At 74.2% G+C, this 16,085-nt stretch carries 13 protein-coding genes, 1 pseudogene and 1 riboswitch; of the genes and pseudogenes, 6 read left to right on the plus strand and 8 right to left on the minus strand.

The genetic code is table 11. The annotated features are described in order from the left end of the window. Positions 1-439: 439 nt before the first annotated feature. The 3 genes from ACVWNX_RS14420 to thrC all read right to left on the minus strand — a co-directional run bounded on the left by ACVWNX_RS14420 (position 440) and on the right by thrC (position 3,016). Positions 440-643: a cold-shock protein gene (locus ACVWNX_RS14420; RefSeq protein ID WP_037910665.1), complete on the minus strand. Its 204-nt coding sequence runs from the start codon at positions 641-643 to the stop codon at positions 440-442. Between the two features lie 496 nt (positions 644-1,139). Further along, on the minus strand, positions 1,140-1,415 hold the full coding sequence (locus tag ACVWNX_RS14425; protein WP_454414329.1) for a MoaD/ThiS family protein: 276 nt from the start codon (positions 1,413-1,415) through the stop codon (positions 1,140-1,142). Positions 1,416-1,729: 314 nt separating this feature from the next. Next, positions 1,730-3,016 carry a threonine synthase gene (thrC, locus tag ACVWNX_RS14430; protein ID WP_454414330.1) on the minus strand — a complete coding sequence of 429 codons (1,287 nt, stop codon included), beginning with the start codon at positions 3,014-3,016 and terminating at the stop codon, positions 1,730-1,732. Positions 3,017-3,033: 17 nt separating this feature from the next. Further along, positions 3,034-3,222: riboswitch (SAM riboswitch) on the minus strand. Positions 3,223-3,354: 132 nt separating this feature from the next. On the opposite strand from thrC, the gene ACVWNX_RS14435 reads away from it, so the two are divergent. The 3 genes from ACVWNX_RS14435 to ACVWNX_RS14445 all read left to right on the plus strand — a co-directional run bounded on the left by ACVWNX_RS14435 (position 3,355) and on the right by ACVWNX_RS14445 (position 6,519). Beyond that, complete coding sequence (locus ACVWNX_RS14435) at positions 3,355-4,362, plus strand: glucosyl-3-phosphoglycerate synthase (protein ID WP_454414331.1); 1,008 nt, start codon at positions 3,355-3,357, stop codon at positions 4,360-4,362. 294 nt (positions 4,363-4,656) lie between these two features. Further along, positions 4,657-4,929, plus strand: coding sequence for a hypothetical protein (locus ACVWNX_RS14440; protein WP_454414332.1), 273 nt, complete (start codon positions 4,657-4,659; stop codon positions 4,927-4,929). 135 nt (positions 4,930-5,064) lie between these two features. After that, on the plus strand, positions 5,065-6,519 hold the full coding sequence (locus ACVWNX_RS14445) for an alpha,alpha-trehalose-phosphate synthase (UDP-forming) (protein WP_454414333.1): 1,455 nt from the start codon (positions 5,065-5,067) through the stop codon (positions 6,517-6,519). A gap of 126 nt (positions 6,520-6,645) precedes the next feature. Here ACVWNX_RS14445 and otsB read toward each other — a convergent pair whose 3' ends face one another. The 4 genes from otsB to ACVWNX_RS14465 form a co-directional block, all read right to left on the minus strand. Beyond that, on the minus strand, positions 6,646-7,503 hold the full coding sequence (gene otsB / locus ACVWNX_RS14450) for a trehalose-phosphatase (RefSeq protein ID WP_454414334.1): 858 nt from the start codon (positions 7,501-7,503) through the stop codon (positions 6,646-6,648). A gap of 106 nt (positions 7,504-7,609) precedes the next feature. After that, the gene (locus tag ACVWNX_RS14455) at positions 7,610-8,407 is read right to left on the minus strand and encodes an SAM-dependent methyltransferase (protein WP_454414335.1); all 798 of its coding nucleotides are present in this window, start codon (positions 8,405-8,407) and stop codon (positions 7,610-7,612) included. A gap of 156 nt (positions 8,408-8,563) precedes the next feature. Continuing rightward, on the minus strand, positions 8,564-8,782 hold the full coding sequence (locus ACVWNX_RS14460) for a DUF3263 domain-containing protein (RefSeq protein ID WP_454414768.1): 219 nt from the start codon (positions 8,780-8,782) through the stop codon (positions 8,564-8,566). A 431-nt stretch (positions 8,783-9,213) separates the two neighbouring features. Further along, positions 9,214-10,452 (minus strand): extracellular solute-binding protein, encoded by a 1,239-nt coding sequence (locus ACVWNX_RS14465; RefSeq protein ID WP_454414336.1) that lies wholly within the window; start codon positions 10,450-10,452, stop codon positions 9,214-9,216. 241 nt (positions 10,453-10,693) lie between these two features. Here ACVWNX_RS14465 and ACVWNX_RS14470 point away from each other — a divergent pair. The 3 genes and pseudogenes from ACVWNX_RS14470 to ACVWNX_RS14480 all read left to right on the plus strand — a co-directional run. After that, positions 10,694-11,650 (plus strand): annotated as a pseudogene (locus tag ACVWNX_RS14470) (ROK family protein); the annotation flags it as partial. 377 nt (positions 11,651-12,027) lie between these two features. Further along, positions 12,028-13,173 (plus strand): N-acetylglucosamine-6-phosphate deacetylase, encoded by a 1,146-nt coding sequence (nagA, locus tag ACVWNX_RS14475; protein WP_454414337.1) that lies wholly within the window; start codon positions 12,028-12,030, stop codon positions 13,171-13,173. A 235-nt stretch (positions 13,174-13,408) separates the two neighbouring features. Then, positions 13,409-14,356 (plus strand): 1-phosphofructokinase family hexose kinase, encoded by a 948-nt coding sequence (locus ACVWNX_RS14480; protein ID WP_454414338.1) that lies wholly within the window; start codon positions 13,409-13,411, stop codon positions 14,354-14,356. Between the two features lie 295 nt (positions 14,357-14,651). On the opposite strand, the gene ACVWNX_RS14485 is transcribed toward ACVWNX_RS14480, so the two are convergent. Continuing rightward, on the minus strand, positions 14,652-15,638 hold the full coding sequence (locus tag ACVWNX_RS14485) for a carbohydrate-binding protein (protein WP_454414339.1): 987 nt from the start codon (positions 15,636-15,638) through the stop codon (positions 14,652-14,654). Positions 15,639-16,085 lie beyond the last annotated feature (447 nt).

Raw genomic sequence — 16,085 nt, forward strand, 5'->3', positions numbered from 1 at the left:
CGGGCGATTCGTTGCCCCACCCGGCCCGCGGGCCTCACCGACCCGGTCCTTCGTAGCACTCTCACTCGTAGAGTGCTAACGCCAATGATTAGCACTCGACCGGTGCGAGTGCAAGCGGCTTGCCCTTCCAGGAACCGTCCCTCCCGGTCCCGCCGCAGGTCAGCGCGGTGCGCGGAGTACACGCCGGAACGGACGGGAGCGCGCGGCACATGGGGCGCGCACGGCGCGGAAGCGGGCGGGAGCGGACAACGGGAGCGAGGACGCGCCCCTGGCGCCGTCCGTCCGGGACGCAGACGGATGCGCGGACGGAGGCTCGGAGAGACAGAGAGACAGAGAAACAGCGGAGAGACGGAAAGACAGAGGGACTGACGACGCGAGGGGTCCGCACCCCTAGCCGGGTACGGACCCCTCGGAACGTCGCAGTCAGTCGACGCGTACTTCAGACGGCCAAGCGGACCATGTCCGCCTGCGGCCCCTTCTGACCCTGCGAGATCTCGAACTCGACTCGCTGGCCCTCTTCAAGGGTGCGGTACCCGTCCATCTGGATGGCGCTGTAGTGGACGAAAACATCCGCACCACCGTCGACCGCGATGAAGCCGTAGCCCTTCTCCGCGTTGAACCACTTGACGGTGCCCTGAGCCATGCCTAACTCCCCTATTACTGGCCCTTGCACAGGACCGCGCTCCGCGGGCCCGGGTCAGACCTCCACCCCCCAACGGTTGGGGGTGTGCGCCGGAACGCGTCGACCGCCGCTGAATGTATCTGTCCAACTGCCGTCTGCAACAGGTCAACTGGACGAGAAATCTGGGCGCGACCGATCGGAGATATCCAGATAATGCCCGCGAATTCAGGGCAAGTCGGGCCCGACAAATGACACAGAGCGGCCAATTCGGTAATGCTGTTTGGCTGCATCTTGTCGGCGAGCGGCTGAGAAGTCATTTGTGTGAAGCACAAATGCGCGAGCCGTTTCCCCAACCCTATCGCGTTCAATCCTCGGGAATGACCTCTTCCGCTTCTCTTGCGGAGGGGTCCGGTCCGGTCACGGAGAGCGTCGGGCGGGGCGGGGCCCGGCGGAAGGGCCGGGCGGGAAGGGCGGGCGGGCGGGCCGGACAGGGAGCGGCCCGCCCGGCCCGGCGGGGTCAGCCGCCCGCGACCGCCGGGATGATCGAGATGCCCGCGCCGTCCGGGGTGGCGGTGCCGAGGCCCTGCTCGAAGCGGACGTCGTCGTCGTTGACGTAGACGTTCACGAAGCGGCGCAGGGCTCCCTGGTCGTCCAGGACGCGACCGCCGATGCCCGGGTGGTTCTTCTCCAGGTCGGCGATGACCTCGCCGAGGGTCGCGCCCTCGGCGGCCACCTCGGCCTTGCCGTCGGTGTAGGTGCGCAGGATGGTCGGGATGCGGACGGTGACGCTCATGGAATGGCCTTTCCGGTCGTTTCCGGAGGAGTGCGGGACGGGGAGAGGGGGGAAGGAGGGAGGCGGGGCGGGTGGCGGGGCGGGAGGGGCGACGCGAGGTGTGCGGGCGCCCGCCCCGGGAGCGGGACGGGCGGGCGCGGGGTGTCGCGCGCCGTCCGCCGCGCATCGCGAAGGGCCGCGACGGATGACGCGCGCCGCGACGTGCGGCGTGATGTACGGCGTGTGGTGCGCCCGGGGCCCGGCCGCGCCGGGAACCGGCGGGAGGCACCCGGGCGACGACGGTCGTGCGGGCCGTCGCCCGGGCAGGTGCGGGCTCAGCCCGTGGCGAGACCCGCCTCGCGGAAGGCGTCGAGGTTCGGCTTGATGGTGGCGGTGGCCCGGTCGGTCACCGCGTCGAGGGTCTTGAGGCCGTCGCCGGTGTTGATGACGACGGTGGTGAGCGCGGGGTCGATCAGACCCGACTCGATGAGCTTCTTGGTGACGCCGACGGTCACGCCGCCCGCCGTCTCCGCGAAGACGCCCTCGGTGCGGGCGAGCAGCGAGATGGCCTCGATGACGGCCGCGTCGTCCACGTCCTCCACGGCGCCGCCGGTGCGACGGGCGATGTCGAGGACGTAGGGGCCGTCCGCCGGGTTGCCGATGGCCAGCGACTTGGCGATGGTGTCGGGCTTCTGCGGGCGGACCACGTCGTGTCCGGCCTTGAAGGCGGCGGAGACCGGGGAGCAGCCGGTGGCCTGGGCGCCGAAGATCTTGTAGGGCTTGTCCTCGACCAGACCGAGCTTGATCAGCTCCTGGATGCCCTTGTCGATCTTCGTGAGCTGGGAGCCGGAGGCGATCGGGATGACCAGCTGGTCCGGGATCTCCCAGCCGAGCTGCTCGCAGATCTCGTAGGCGAGCGTCTTGGAGCCCTCGCCGTAGTACGGGCGGAGGTTGACGTTGACGAAGCCCCAGCCCTCGCCGAGCGGGTCGCCGATCAGCTCGGAGCAGAAGCGGTTCACATCGTCGTAGGTGCCCTCGATGGCGACGAGTTCGCCCCCGTAGACGGCGGCCGTGATGACCTTGGCCTGCTCCAGGTCGTGCGGGATGAACACGCAGGAGCGCAGGCCGGCGCGGGCGGCGGCGGCGCCGACGGCACCGGCGAGGTTGCCGGTGGAGGAGCAGGAGAGCGTGGTGTAGCCGAAGGCGCGGGCGGCTTCCAGGGCCTGGGCGACGACGCGGTCCTTGAAGGAGTGCGTCGGGTTGCCGGAGTCGTCCTTGACGTACAGGGCGCCGGTCACGCCCAGTTCGCGGGCGAGGTTGTCGGCCTTGATGAGCTTGGTCCAGCCGGGGTTGAGGTTCGGCTTGCTCGCGACGTCGGCGGGGACGGGCAGCAGCGGGGCGTAGCGCCAGATGTTCTCGGGGCCCGACTCGATCTTCTTGCGGAGCCCCTCCGGGTCGCCGAGCGGCAGCTCGTAGGCGACCTCAAGGGGCCCGAAACACAGCTCGCAGGCGAAGACCGGCCCGAGCGGCACGCGCTCGCCGCACTCGCGACAGGACAGCGCCTTGGCGGGCCCGAGGTCGGGAGCGGTGTCGGTGGTGGATGCAACGGTCTGAACAGCCATGGAGGCGAGGCCCTTTCTCCTCATCTTCCCCGTGACGCGCTTCGTCACGAGACGGAATTGGCACCTTCCCGAGCCGGGAGCCTCGCGACGGCTCCGCCGTGATCGATCGCGTGGATCGGATCAAGTGGCGGGCGGTGTACGAGTGACCGACTGGAGGGTTGCCGGGGCTTCAACGGGCCGTATCCCTCTGCCCCTCTGGATGAGCGGTATGCGGTTGTCGGCGTCCGGCCCCCGACATGCGACGGTCGTACGCGTTGTTCAAGACTGTAACCGAAGGCCAGGACGGTTGAGATAGTCGTCCGCACCGCGAGATGGATCACAGTAGGGAGCCACTGACCGTGCTGGAAGAAGTCGAGGACTGGCTGAGCAGGCGTTCCTGGTCCGTGGCCGACCGCCCGCAGCACCAGCTCGCCGCGGCGAAGCGGGCCTCGGGGGCCACGGTCAGTGTGGTGCTGCCCGCGCTCGACGAACAGGAGACGGTCGGCCAGATCGTGACCGTGATCCGGGACACGTTGATGGGCGGTCCGGCGCCGCTGGTCGACGAGTTGGTGGTGGTCGACTCGGGTTCCTCGGACCGCACGGCGGAAGTGGCGGCGGCGGCCGGGGCGCGGGTGGAGCACCGGGACGCGATCCTCCCCGGGCTGCCCGCGGTGCCCGGCAAGGGCGAGGTGCTGTGGCGTTCGCTGCTGGTCACCCGGGGTGACATCGTCTGCTTCGTGGACGCGGACCTGCGGGAGTTCTCGGCGGACTTCGTCACCGGGATCGTCGGCCCGCTGCTCACCGAGCCGGACGTGCACTTCGTGAAGGCGATGTACGACCGGCCGTTCGGCGGCCCCTCCGGCGCGGAGGGCCCCGGGTCCGCCGGGGCGCCGGGGTCCTCGGGTTCCGCCGGGGCCGCCGGGCAGGGCGGCCGGGTGACGGAGCTGCTGGCCCGGCCGGTGCTCAACATGCACTGGCCCCGGCTGGCCGGTTTCGTACAGCCGCTGGGCGGCGAGTACGCGGCCCGCCGCTCGCTGCTGGAACGGCTGCCGTTCCCGGTGGGGTACGGGGTGGAGCTGGGGCTGCTGGTGGACGCGTTGCACACGGTGGGGCTGGACGCGCTGGGGCAGGTGGACGTGGGGGTGCGGCGCCACCGCCACCAGGACGGCCAGGCGCTGGGACGGATGGCCGCCGCCGTCTACCGGACCGCGCAGTTGCGGCTGGCCCGGGGGCATCTGCTGCGGCCCGAGCTGACGCAGTTCGAGCGGGGCGCCGGGGGGTTCGAGCCGCGCACGTACCCGGTCGACACGGAGGAGCGGCCGCCGATGGCCTCGGTGGCGGAGTACGCGGCCCGCCGGGTCGCCTGACGACGCCCGGCGGTCACGGGGCGTCACGCGCCCCGGCGGCCACCTGGCGCCGCGCGGCGTCGGCGTCGGCTCGGCGTCACGCGGCGGGACCGGTCGGCGATCGGGTGCGCGGGGGTGGGGCGGATCCGCGTGGCACCTCCGTCCGACTTGGAGGAATGTCTAGATTTTCGACTTATGGGCAAATTCCTCCATGTTCTTATGTTCCTTCCGCGTGGAGCGGGTAAGGGGAACAGTGGTGGCGTCCGGCGGACGGCCGTGTGGACGGCAGGGGTTCTCGCGGCATCGGCGCTCACCGTGACGTCGGCTTCGGCCGCGTATCCGGTGCTCGCGCCTCCCACGGACGCCACCGTCGTCGTGTCCGCCGGTCCGGCCACCGCGGCCGTGGCCGGACGGACCGTCGCCGCCGGGACCGTCGCGCCCGGGGCGGCGCGGGCGCCGGAACGCCGGGCCGCCCCGGACGGCTTCTCCCCGCATCTGTACGGCGGTCTCGGCGCGGCCCTGTGCGCGGTCGGCGGGCTGCTCGTCGCCACCGTCCGCAGCAAGTCCGCCGCCCGGGAACGCGGCTGAGGACCGTCGCCCGGGACGCGGCCGGGACCCGTCACCACGGCCCCCGGAACGACGGCGCGCCGAGGCCCGGCGGCGGCCCGGCGGTGGCTCGGAGGCGACGTTTGAGGGCGGCGGGGCCGGGCGAGGTATCGCCGTATGGGTTTCTCTGAGGGTGGGCGGGGCGCACGGGTCCTCGTGGCGTCGAACCGCGGTCCCGTCTCGTACGCGGTGGGCGACGACGGCGCGCTGACCGCCCGCCGGGGCGGGGGCGGACTGGTCTCGGGGCTCTCCGCGATCGGCCCCGACGCGGACGCCGTCTGGGTGTGCGCGGCCCTCGGCGACGGCGACCGGGAGGCGGTCCGCCGCACCGGCGGCGCCCTCGACCCCGGGGACACCGGGGGCCAGCGGGTGCGGATGCTGGACATCCCGCCGGACGTGTTCGCGGACGCCTACAACGGGATCGCCAACTCCGTGCTGTGGTTCGTCCACCACATGCTGTACCAGACCCCGCTGGAGCCGGTCTTCGACTCCGCCTTCCGGGCCCGCTGGGCCGCGTACGAGGAGTACAACGCCGCCTTCGCCCGGGCGCTCGCCGACGAGGCCGCCGAGGGGGCGGCCGTGCTGGTGCAGGACTACCACCTGGCGCTGGTGCCCGGGCTGCTCCGGGAGCTGCGGCCCGATCTGCGGATCGGGCACTTCTCGCACACCCCGTGGGCACCCGTCGACTACTTCCGGCTGCTCCCCGACGACGTGGCGGAACAGCTGCTGCGCGGCATCCTGGGCGCCGACCGCGCCGCGTTCCTCACCCACCGCTGGGCGGCGGCGTTCACCGCCTGCTGCGAGGAGATCACCGGCGGCACCGGCACCACCCGGATCGGGGTGCACGGCCTGGGCGCGGACGCCGACTTCCTGCGGGAGCGCGCCCACCGCCCCGATGTGGCCGACCGGTCCGCCGCGCTGCGCGCCCAGATCGGCACCGGCCCGGATGGCGCCCCGCGCCGGACGATCGTCCGCGTCGACCGCACCGAGCTGTCCAAGAACATCGTGCGCGGTCTGCTCGCCTACCGTGACCTGCTGGAACGCCACCCCGAGTGGCGCGAGCGGGTGACGCACGTGGCGTTCGCGTACCCGTCGCGGCAGGACCTCGCCGTCTACCGCGACTACACCGCCGAGGTGTCCCGGCTCGCCGCCGAGATCAACGCCGGGTACGGGACGCCGGACTGGACGCCGGTGGTGCTGCACGTGGAGGACGACTTCGCCCGGTCGCTCGCCGCCTACCGGCTCGCGGACGTGGCGCTGGTCAACCCGGTGCGGGACGGGATGAACCTGGTGGCGAAGGAGATCCCGGTGGTCTCCGACCGGGGCTGCGTCCTGGTGCTGTCCCGGGAGGCGGGCGCCTTCGAGGAACTGGGCGGGTACGCGCTGACCGTCAACCCGTACGACGTCACCGCCACCGCCGACGCCCTGCTGACCGCGCTCACCACCCCGGACGCGGAGCGCGCCGAACGCACCAAGCACCTGGCCGCCGCCGCGACCGCGCTGCCCCCGACCCGCTGGTTCCTCGACCAGCTACGGGCCCTGGAGCGGGGCCCGGACGACGACGGGGGCTGAGGCCGACGGGTCGGCGCCCCGGGCCGGACGGCTCGCCGCACCGGACCCCGAGGCCGATGGGCCGGCGCCCCGGGCCGGACGGCTCGCCACACCGGACGGATCGCGGGGGCAGGGCGGCCCGTGGGGTCAGGTCCCGTCGGCGTGGAGCTCCGCCGCGAGCGCGGCCAGCAGCGCGACGACGCCCGCCGGGCCGTCCACCACCAGATCGGCGCGTTCGGCCAGTTCGGTGACCTCCGCGCTGCCGCTGCACACCAGCAGTCCGGCCACGCCCTCGGCGCGCAGCGCGGTCACCGCCGCGAAGGCGGGCAGGTCCCCGAGGTCGTCGCCCGCGTAGAGGACGGTCCGCGCGCCGGTCTCCCGGACGTACCGGGTCAGGGCGGCGCCCTTGTCCACGCCCGGCGGGCGCAGCTCCAGGACCATGCGGCCGGGCTCCACGATCAGTCCGTGCCGGGCGGCGAGGGCGGCGAGCGGGGCGCGCAGCGCTTCGAACGCGCCCGTCGGGTCCTCGGCGCGGCGGGTGTGGACGGCGACCGCGCGGCCCTTGTCCTCGGTCCAGGTGCCGGGCCAGTCGCCCGCCGCGCGCAGCACCCCGGGCAGTTCGGCGCGGACCGCCGCCACGCCCGGGTGCGGGGGCGGGGCGGTGACCTCGCCGGTGGCGGCGTCCCAGCGTTCGGCCCCGTAGTGGCCGAGGACGACCAGCCGGTCGAGGCCCGGGGCGCCGTCGAGGCCCCCGGCCCGCACGGCGACGGCGGCGGGACGGCCGGTGATCACGGCGGTCCCGCGCAGCGCGGGGGCGAGGGCGCCGAGCGCGGGGAGCGCGCCGGGGTGGGCGCGGGCCCGTTCGGGGTCGTCGACGATCGGGGCGAGGGTGCCGTCGAAGTCCAGGGCGACCACGGCGCGGGCGGGGTCGGAGAGGAGGGCGGCGAGGGCGGCGCGGCCCTCGGGGGTGGTCGGCTCGGGCACGGAGTCACGAGGGATTCCCATGGCGGTGAGCCTAGTTGAACGGTCCTCCCGGGCGCCGGACCGCACCGACCGGCGGCCGGTCCCGGTGCCCGCCCTCGCGGACGGGCGCCGGGACCGGGACCGGAGGTCACTTGTGGGCGACCCCGGCGTAGAAGCCGATCGAGGTGGTGCCCTCGGGGGCGGCCTCATGGGGTTCGGGGCGCCAGTCGTCGGCCACCCGCACCCCGGGCTCGACCAGTTCCCGACCGTCGAAGAAGCGGCTGAACTCCTCGCGGGTCCGCAACCGGAACGGTATGCCGCTCTTCCGGTAGACCTCCGCTATCCCGCCGAACACCTCGGGGTCGTGGAAGTCGCTGGTGCCGTGGGTGAGGACCAGGGCGCTGCCGGGCGCCAGGGGCTCCAGCAGGGCGTCCACCAGTCCGTAGGGGTCCGAATCGTCCGGGACGAAGTGCAGCAGCGCCACCAGGGAGAGGGCCACCGGCTCGGCGGGGTCCAGCACCTCCCGGGCCGCCGCCAGGATCTTCTCCGGCTCCCGGACGTCGGCCTGGACGTAGGCGGTGCGTCCCTCGGGGGTGCCGCGCAGCAGCGCTTCCGCGTGGCGCAGCACGATCGGGTCGTTGTCGACGTAGACGACCTTCGCGTCGGGGCGGACCTCCTGCGCCACCTGGTGCAGATTGGGCTCGGTCGGGATGCCGGTGCCGACGTCGAGGAACTGCCGTATCCCGCGCCGCGCCAGATGGCGGACGGCCCGGTGCATGAACCTCCGGTTGGCGCGGGCGATCCGCTTGGCGTCGGGGGCCAGGGCCACCACCCGCTCGGCCGCTTCCCGGTCGACCTCGTAGTGGTCCTTGCCGCCCAGGTAGTAGTCGTACATCCGGGCCGGATGCGGTCGGCTGGTGTCGATCTCGATCGGCGGTAACGCCATGGCCTTCGCCCTTCGTCGGCTGCCGCGCGCGGGCGCGCGTGCTCACGGTTCGCGGTGACCCCGACGGCTCCGGCGCCACCGGGGTCCCACTATGCGGGCACCCGACCACGGAGGCCCACCGTCCGGTTGCCGCCGCCCGTCCCGTCCCGGGGTGGCTCAGCGGCCCTCGCGGCGGGTGTCCCGCAGCCGGCGGAGCCGGTTGACGGTGACCGGGTCGTGGGCCAGCGCGCGCGGGTCGTCCAGCAGGGCGTTCAGCACCTGGTAGTAGCGGACCGGCGCCATCCCGAGGCGCTCCCGGACGGCGCGCTCCTTGGCGCCGGGGCCGGACCAGCTCAGCCGCTCCAGCGCCAGCACCCCGCGCTCCCGCTCGCCCAGCCCGTGGGCCGGTCGCTCACCTGGTCCGTCGGGTGGTCCGTCGGCCGGTCCGGCGTCCGCGCGCTCGCCTGACCGGTCGTCCCGCCCGTCGTCGGGTCCGGCGTCGGGACGGCCGTCCCGTTCCGTTCCGTCGGGCCCGGCGTCCGGACCGTCGCCGGGCTCACCGCCCGGGCCGCCGTCGGGCCGGTGGGCCGGTCTGTTCTCCGGACCGTCGTCGGGACGGCCGTCCGGTCCGGCGTCCGGACGGTCGCGTGCCCGGTCGCCCGGTCCACCGTCGAGCCGGTCGACCGGGCCGCCGTCGGGCCCGTCGCCCGGTTCGTCGTCCGCCATCCCCCCAACCTACCCGTCCGGTCCCGCCCCGCCCCTGACGGAACGGGACCGGGACGGGACCGGGGGGCGAGCCCGTCGACGGACCGGACGGGCCGGGCGGCTCAGCCGCCCGGTCTGTCCTCGGCGGCCCGCAGGGCGCGCCGCTGGATGGTGCGCAGCACCCGCTCGGGATCGCCGCCGTCGTCCACCGCCGCGCCGATCCGCTGTTTGATGTCCGCGCTGACCTGGGGCCAGGACGTCTTGTCCACGGGGTAGAGCCGGGCGGCCTGGAGCCGGTCGAGGAAGTCCAGCAGCTCCTTGTCGTCGCGGTGCTTGGACATCTCCTCGGCGGCGGTGTGGGTCACCGGCAGCATGTCGTAGCGGCGGGAGAAGGCGAGGACGTTCTCCTTGCGGTAGACGTGGTCGAGGAACCGGCCGATCTCCTCCTGGTGGCCGTTCTCCCGGAACGCCATCAGCCAGTCGACGACGCCGAGCGAGGAGAGGCTCTCCTCGGCCGGGCCGGGCATCCGGACCATCCCGTACTCGACGTCCTTCGCCTCGCTGATGCGCATGAGGGTGGGGTGGCCGTTGAGCATGCCCACGTCCCCCTCGGCGAACGCGGAGAACGCGGCGGCCCGGTTCAGCCGGGAGGGCGGGGTGGGGCCGGTGAGGCCCTCCCGGACGAGTTCGTCCCGCAGCCAGGTGAGGGTCCGGACGTTGGCGGGGTCGTCGAAGTCGTAGGCGCCCTTGCCGTCGGTGTAGTCGTGGCCGCCGCTCAGCAGCCACGTCAGGGTCTCGCCCTGGGCCTCCTCGGGACCCAGCGGCAGCGCGAAGGGGTAGTCGACGCCCTCCTGGCGGAGCCGGACGGCGGCGGCCTTCAGCTCCTTCCAGGTGCGGGGCGGATCGGTGATCCCGGCCTTGCGGAACAGGGCCTTGTTGTAGAAGAGCAGCCGGGTGGAGGCCGCGAACGGCAGCCCGTACTGGACCCGGTCGAGCTGTCCCGCGTCGGCGAGCACCGGCAGGAAGTCGGCCTGGACGACCACGGAGAGCAGATCGTCGGCGCTGTAGAGCGCGCCGTCCGCCGCGTAGTCGGAGTAGGCGCCGATCTGGGCCATGTCGGGCGCCTCGCCCTCGGCCACCATGTCCTTGACCCGGGCGTCGATCTCGGTCCACGGCAGGACGGTCACCTCGACGTCGATGTCCGGGTTGTCCTTCCGGAAGTCGACGACGAGGTCGTCCCAGTACTCGGCGCTGCCGTTGCCCGGGGAGTCGCCGTAGTCGGCGGCCACCAGGGTCAGGGTGGTGTCCCCGTCCGGCTCCTCACCGCCGGTTCCGCATCCGTTCAGTAACGTGGTCAGCACCAGCGCGGCGCCTGCCGCGACCAGTCTCGTCCTGCGACGCCGCACGTCCGTGTCCCCACCCCTCGCACGCCCGCACCACCCGGGTGGCGGGCCCCGCCGATCAGTTGGCGGCGAGTCTGTCGGGCCGCGAGGGGCCGGGTCGAGGGGGTGGCCGTATCACTTCGGCAACGTTCCGTGACCATGGGGCGCGTACCGCAACTGGACTAGACCTCTTGGCCGTCTACACGCGACACTGTCACCCGTGACTGCAACGACCCGGGAGACACCCCCCGGACCCCCGGCCGGAGAACACGTCATCGCCCTCGATGTGGGCGGGACCGGGATGAAAGCCGCCCTCGTGGCGAACGACGGAACGCTTCTGCACACGGCCCGCCGGGCAACGGGCCGTGAGCGCGGCGCCGAGGCCGTCGTCGAGGGCATCCTCGACTTCGCCGCGGACCTGCGCTCGTACGGCGTCGAGCACTTCGGCGTCACCGCTTCCGCCGCGGGTGTCGCGGTCCCGGGCATCGTGGACGCCGAGGCGGGGGTCGCGGTGTACGCGTCCAACCTCGGCTGGCGCAACGTGCCCATGCGCAAGCTGCTCAGCGACCGTCTCGACGGCGTTCCGGTGGCCCTCGGCCACGACGTCCGGACCGGGGGCCTCGCGGAGGGACGGATCGGCGCGGGCCAGGGCGCCGACCGCTTCCTCTTCGTGCCGCTCGGCACCGGCATAGCGGGCGCCATCGGCATCGACGGCCGGATAGAGCCCGGCGCGCACGGCTACGCGGGAGAGATCGGCCACATCGTGGTCCGTCCCGGCGGGCCCGAGTGCGGCTGCGGACAGCGCGGCTGTCTGGAGCGGCTGGCGTCGGCGGGCGCGGTGAGCCGCGCCTGGGCCGAGGCGGCGGGCGACCCGTCGGCGGACGCGGCGGACTGCGCCAAGGCCGTCGAGTCGGGCGACCCCCGGGCGATCGCGGTCTGGCAGGAGGCGGTGGACGCCCTCGCGGACGGGCTGGTCACCGCGCTCACCCTGTTGGACCCCCGGGTGCTGATCATCGGTGGCGGGCTCGCCGAGGCCGGGGAGACCCTGTTCACACCGCTGCGGGCGGCCGTCGGGCGCCGGGTGACCTTCCAGCGCATGCCCGGGATCGTCCCCGCGGCCCTCGGCGACAGCGCCGGGTGCCTGGGCGCGGGCCTGCTCGCCTGGGACCTGGTCACCGGCACCGGCACCGGTGACGGTTCCGGGACCGTCACCGTCCGCGCGGACCGCACGGGCCGGGACGTCCGGGAGGTCCGGGAGGTCCGGGAGGGCACCACCGCCGGGAGTGGCAAGACCGGCGGTGGTGACTCCGGGACGACCGGTGGCACGAGTGACGCCAGCGGTACCGGTGACACCAGCGGTACGGGTGGCACGAGCGGTACGGGTGACGTCGGCGGCCCGGGTGGTGCCGACGAGGGCGGGAAGACCGGCAAGGGCGGCAAGGGTGCCAAGAGCGGCACCGGCAAGGGCGCCAAGGCGGTCACCAAGAAAGGCAAGGCATCCCGTTCCGGACCACGCGGGTCCGGACACTCTGACTCCTCGGAGGTACCCGCCTGATGGCCCCCAGCAACGTGCTCGCAGGCGCCCGGGTGGTACTGCCCACCGGGATCGTGGACGGCGGTGAGGTCACCGTCGAAGGCGAGCGGATCGTCCCCGGCCGTCCCGGCGCCGTCCCCACCCTCGACCTGACCGGCCACTGGGTGGTCCCCGGGTTCGTGGACCTGCACAACCACGGCGGCGGTGGCGCCTCGTTCTCCGGCGGTTCGGTGGACGAGATCCTGCGCGCCGTGCACACCCACCGGCTGCACGGCACCACCACCCTCGTCGCCTCCGCCGTCACCGGCGAGATCGACTCCCTGGCCCGGCAGGCCGGACTGCTCTCCGAACTGGCCGAGCAGGGCGAGATCGCGGGCGTCCACTTCGAGGGCCCGTTCATCTCCCCCTGTCGCAAGGGCGCCCACTCCGAGGGCCTGCTGCGCGACCCGGACCCGGCCGAGGTCCGCAAGCTGGTGGACGCGGCGCGCGGCCAGGCCCGGATGCTCACCCTCGCCCCCGAGCTGCCCGGCGGGACCGACTCCGTCCGGCTGCTGGTGGAGCACGGGGTGATCGCGGCGATCGGTCACACCGACGCCACCTACGAGCAGACCGTCGAGGCGATCGACGCGGGGGCGACCGTCGCGACCCACCTGTTCAACGCGATGCCGGTGCTCGGGCACCGCGCGCCCGGGCCGATCGCCGCGCTGCTGGCGGACCCCCGGGTCACCGTCGAGCTGATCAACGACGGGACGCATCTGCACCCGGCGGCGCTGGAGCTGGCCTTCCACCACGCGGGCGCCGGACGGGTGGCGTTCATCACCGACGCCATGGACGCGGCCGGGTTCGGCGACGGCGACTACCGGCTGGGCCCGCTGGAGGTGGAGGTCCGCGACGGGGTCGCCCGGCTCCCCGGGGACGGCACCATCGCCGGTTCCACGCTCACCCTGGACCGGGCGTTCCAGCGCGCGGTGACCGTCGACCGGCTGCCCGTCGAGGACGTGGTGCGGGCCATCTCCGCCAACCCGGCGGCGCTGCTCGGCATCGACGACTCGGTGGGCTCGCTGGAGCCCGGCAAGTACGCCGACCTGGTCGTCCTGGACGAGTCGTTCGCGCTCAAGGGCGTGATGCGGCGCGGCGCCTGGGTGGTCGAGCCCGAGCTGGGCTGAGCCCGGCCCGCGACGGCGGGGAACACGTCACCGGGAGACGGCGGTCGGCACGGGGTCTGTGCCGACCGCCGTCTCTTTGGCATGATCAGAACCGGAAACGATCGGACCGCCCGACCCGGACCGCCCGGCACGACCGACCCGCCATGTCCGGCACGGCCCGGCACGACCGGTCCCCGTCCGGGGCCGGGGGCGGCAGCCGGGGTCCGGCGGGCGCACCCTCCGGGGGAGGCCCACGGTGATCCTGACGGTCACGCTGAACACCGCGCTCGACCTCACGTACCGGGTCCCGTCCCTGCGCCCGCACGCCTCGCACCGGGTCACCGAGGTCATCGAACGGCCCGGCGGCAAGGGGCTGAACGTGGCCCGGGTGCTCGCGGCCCTCGGCCACCGGGTGACGGTCACCGGGTTCGCCGGGGGCGGCACGGGCCGGGCGCTGCGCGCGGGACTCGCCGCGCTGGACGGGGCCGGGCTGATCACCGACGCGCTGGTGCCCACCGTCGCGGCCACCCGGCGCACGGTCGCCGTCGTGGACGCGGTGACCGGGAACACCACCCAGCTGAACGAGTCCGGCCCGCCGGTCACCGGCCCCGAGTGGGACGTCCTCCTCGACCGCTACGACTCCCTGGTGCCCACCGCCTCCGCCGTGGCGCTGTGCGGCAGCCTGCCGCCGGGGGTCCCGGTCGGCGCGTACGCGCGGCTGGTGCGGACCGCGCGGGCGGCGGGGGTGCCGGTGCTGCTGGACACCAGCGGGGAGCCGCTGCGGCGCGGGGTGGCGGCCCGGCCGGACCTGGTGAAGCCGAACGCCGGGGAGCTGGCCGAGCTGACCGGCTCCCACGACCCCGCGCAGGCCACCCGGGAGACCCGCCGCCGGGGCGCGCACGCGGTGATCGCCTCGCTGGGGCCCGAGGGGCTGCTGGCGGTGACCCCGGAGGGCCGCTGGCGGGCGAGGCCGCCGGGGCTGGTGAAGGGCAACCCCACGGGGGCCGGGGACTCGGCGGTCGCCGGGCTGCTGTCGGCGCTGGTGACGGGCGAGCCCTGGCCGGTGCGGCTGACGCGGGCGGTGGCGCTGTCGGCGGCGACGGTGCGGGCGCCGGTGGCGGGCGAGTTCGACGCCGCCGCGTACACGGAGTACCTGGGCCGGGTCCGGGTCACGGCGGAGCCGGCGGAGCCGGCCGGAGGCTGAGGGGACCGTTCGGGAGCTGGACGGTCCCGGAGCGGGACGGTTCCGCACCGGGGCGGTACTGGAGCGGGACGGTTCCGGAGCCAGGCGGTTCCGGAGCTAGGCGGTCCTGGACCGTACGGGAGCGTCCCTGACGGTTGCGGGACCGCGCGGGACCGTTCCCGACCGTACGGGACGGCACGGGGACCGCTCCCGGACCGTACGGGCCCGGAACCGTACCGGGTCGTCCCGGGAGAGCCGTGCCGGAGCCGTGCCGGAGGCGTACCGGAGGCGTACCGGGGCGGTCAGCGGGCGGGGGTCACTCCGAGACCCAGCCCTTCTTCAGCCAGAACCGGTCCAGGTTGACGTCGCAGTCGTTGCCGTCCTCGCAGGACAGCTTGATGGTGTTGGTGCCCTTGTTCAGGTCGATGTAGCCGAAGGACTGGGTCCAGCCCTTCTCCAGATCGCCCTCGGCGGCGCGCGCGAAGTTCTTCAGGCTGAAGGGGCGGGTCTGGGCGGTGCCGTTGACGGTGAGGGTGGCGTTGGCGTCCTTGCCGGGCACCCCGTAGCCGACGAACACGGTGTACTTGCCGGGGTCCGGCAGGTCGTCGATGGTCCAGGTGACCGCCGCGCCGACCTTGTCGAAGCCGGTGACGTACACCCCGCCCGCGGCCTTGGCGCCCTCCACGTCGGAGGCGGTGCTGGTGCCGCCCTCCAGCTTCAGCGCCTTGGCGTCGAGCCGGGGCAGTTCGCCGGGCTCCTCCGGCTCCTCCTCGGCCTTCTCGTCGTCCTTGTCGTCCTTGTCGCCCTCGTCCCCGCCGTCGGGGCCCTGGGCGGGCGCCGTCGCGGTCTTGTCCGAGGCGGCCGGCTCCTTGTCGTCGTCGCCGTTCACCACGACCACGACGATGCCGATGACGACGGCCGCGACGACCGCGACCGCGCCGATGAGGATGCCCTTGGTGTTCGGACCGCGCCCCCGGCCGCCGCCCTGCCCGCCCGGGGCGCCGTGCGCGCCCGGGCCGCCCGGGGCCTGTACCTGGCCGGGCTGGCCGTACGGGGGCTGGCCGTACCCCTGCTGCGGGGGGACCTGGCCGTAGGCGGCGGTGGGCTGCTGGGCGTGGCCCTGCGGCGGACCGCCGTACTGGCGCTCGCCCACCGGGCGGACCTGGTGGTACGAGGAGCGGGGGCCCGGGTAGCCGTAGCCGCCGCCGCTGGGCGGGGTGGCCCCGGACGCCTGGCCGTCGGCGTACAGATAGCCGAACGGGTCGTCGTCCTCGGGCTTGCTGCCGTTGTCTCCGGCGGTCATCCCTGGGTCACTCCTCAAGGTCTGCTCACGCGAAGGTCCCATACGCGTGATGCGGGCGAGCCTACCCGTTCCGACTCATCCCATTGGGTGACGGTTCCCCACCTCGCATCCGAATCCCGGAACAGCACACGAACCACACCGCTCCCGGACACCACGGCGCGTGCCCGCCGGGCGGCGGGGCGCCCGCCGGGAGCGTCCACGGGGGTCCGGCCGCCCGGCGCGAGCGCCTCACGCGCCCGGCGCGGGGTGGTCCGGACCTGGGCGGTCCGGACCTGGGCCTGGGCCGGGGGACGGTCGCGGCCCCGGCCCCGGCCCGGACCTCGGGGGCGGGAGGTCCCGGGGGCCTTGCGGTCGTCGGGTCCGTGCGGGCCCGTCGTGGCCGCTCGCGCAGTTCCCTGCGCCCCCTTCGGGACGCTCTGGTGCGGTCGCGTCGCCCGGTGCGAGTAC

The sequence above is a fragment of the Streptomyces sp. JNUCC 64 genome (assembly GCF_054484115.1).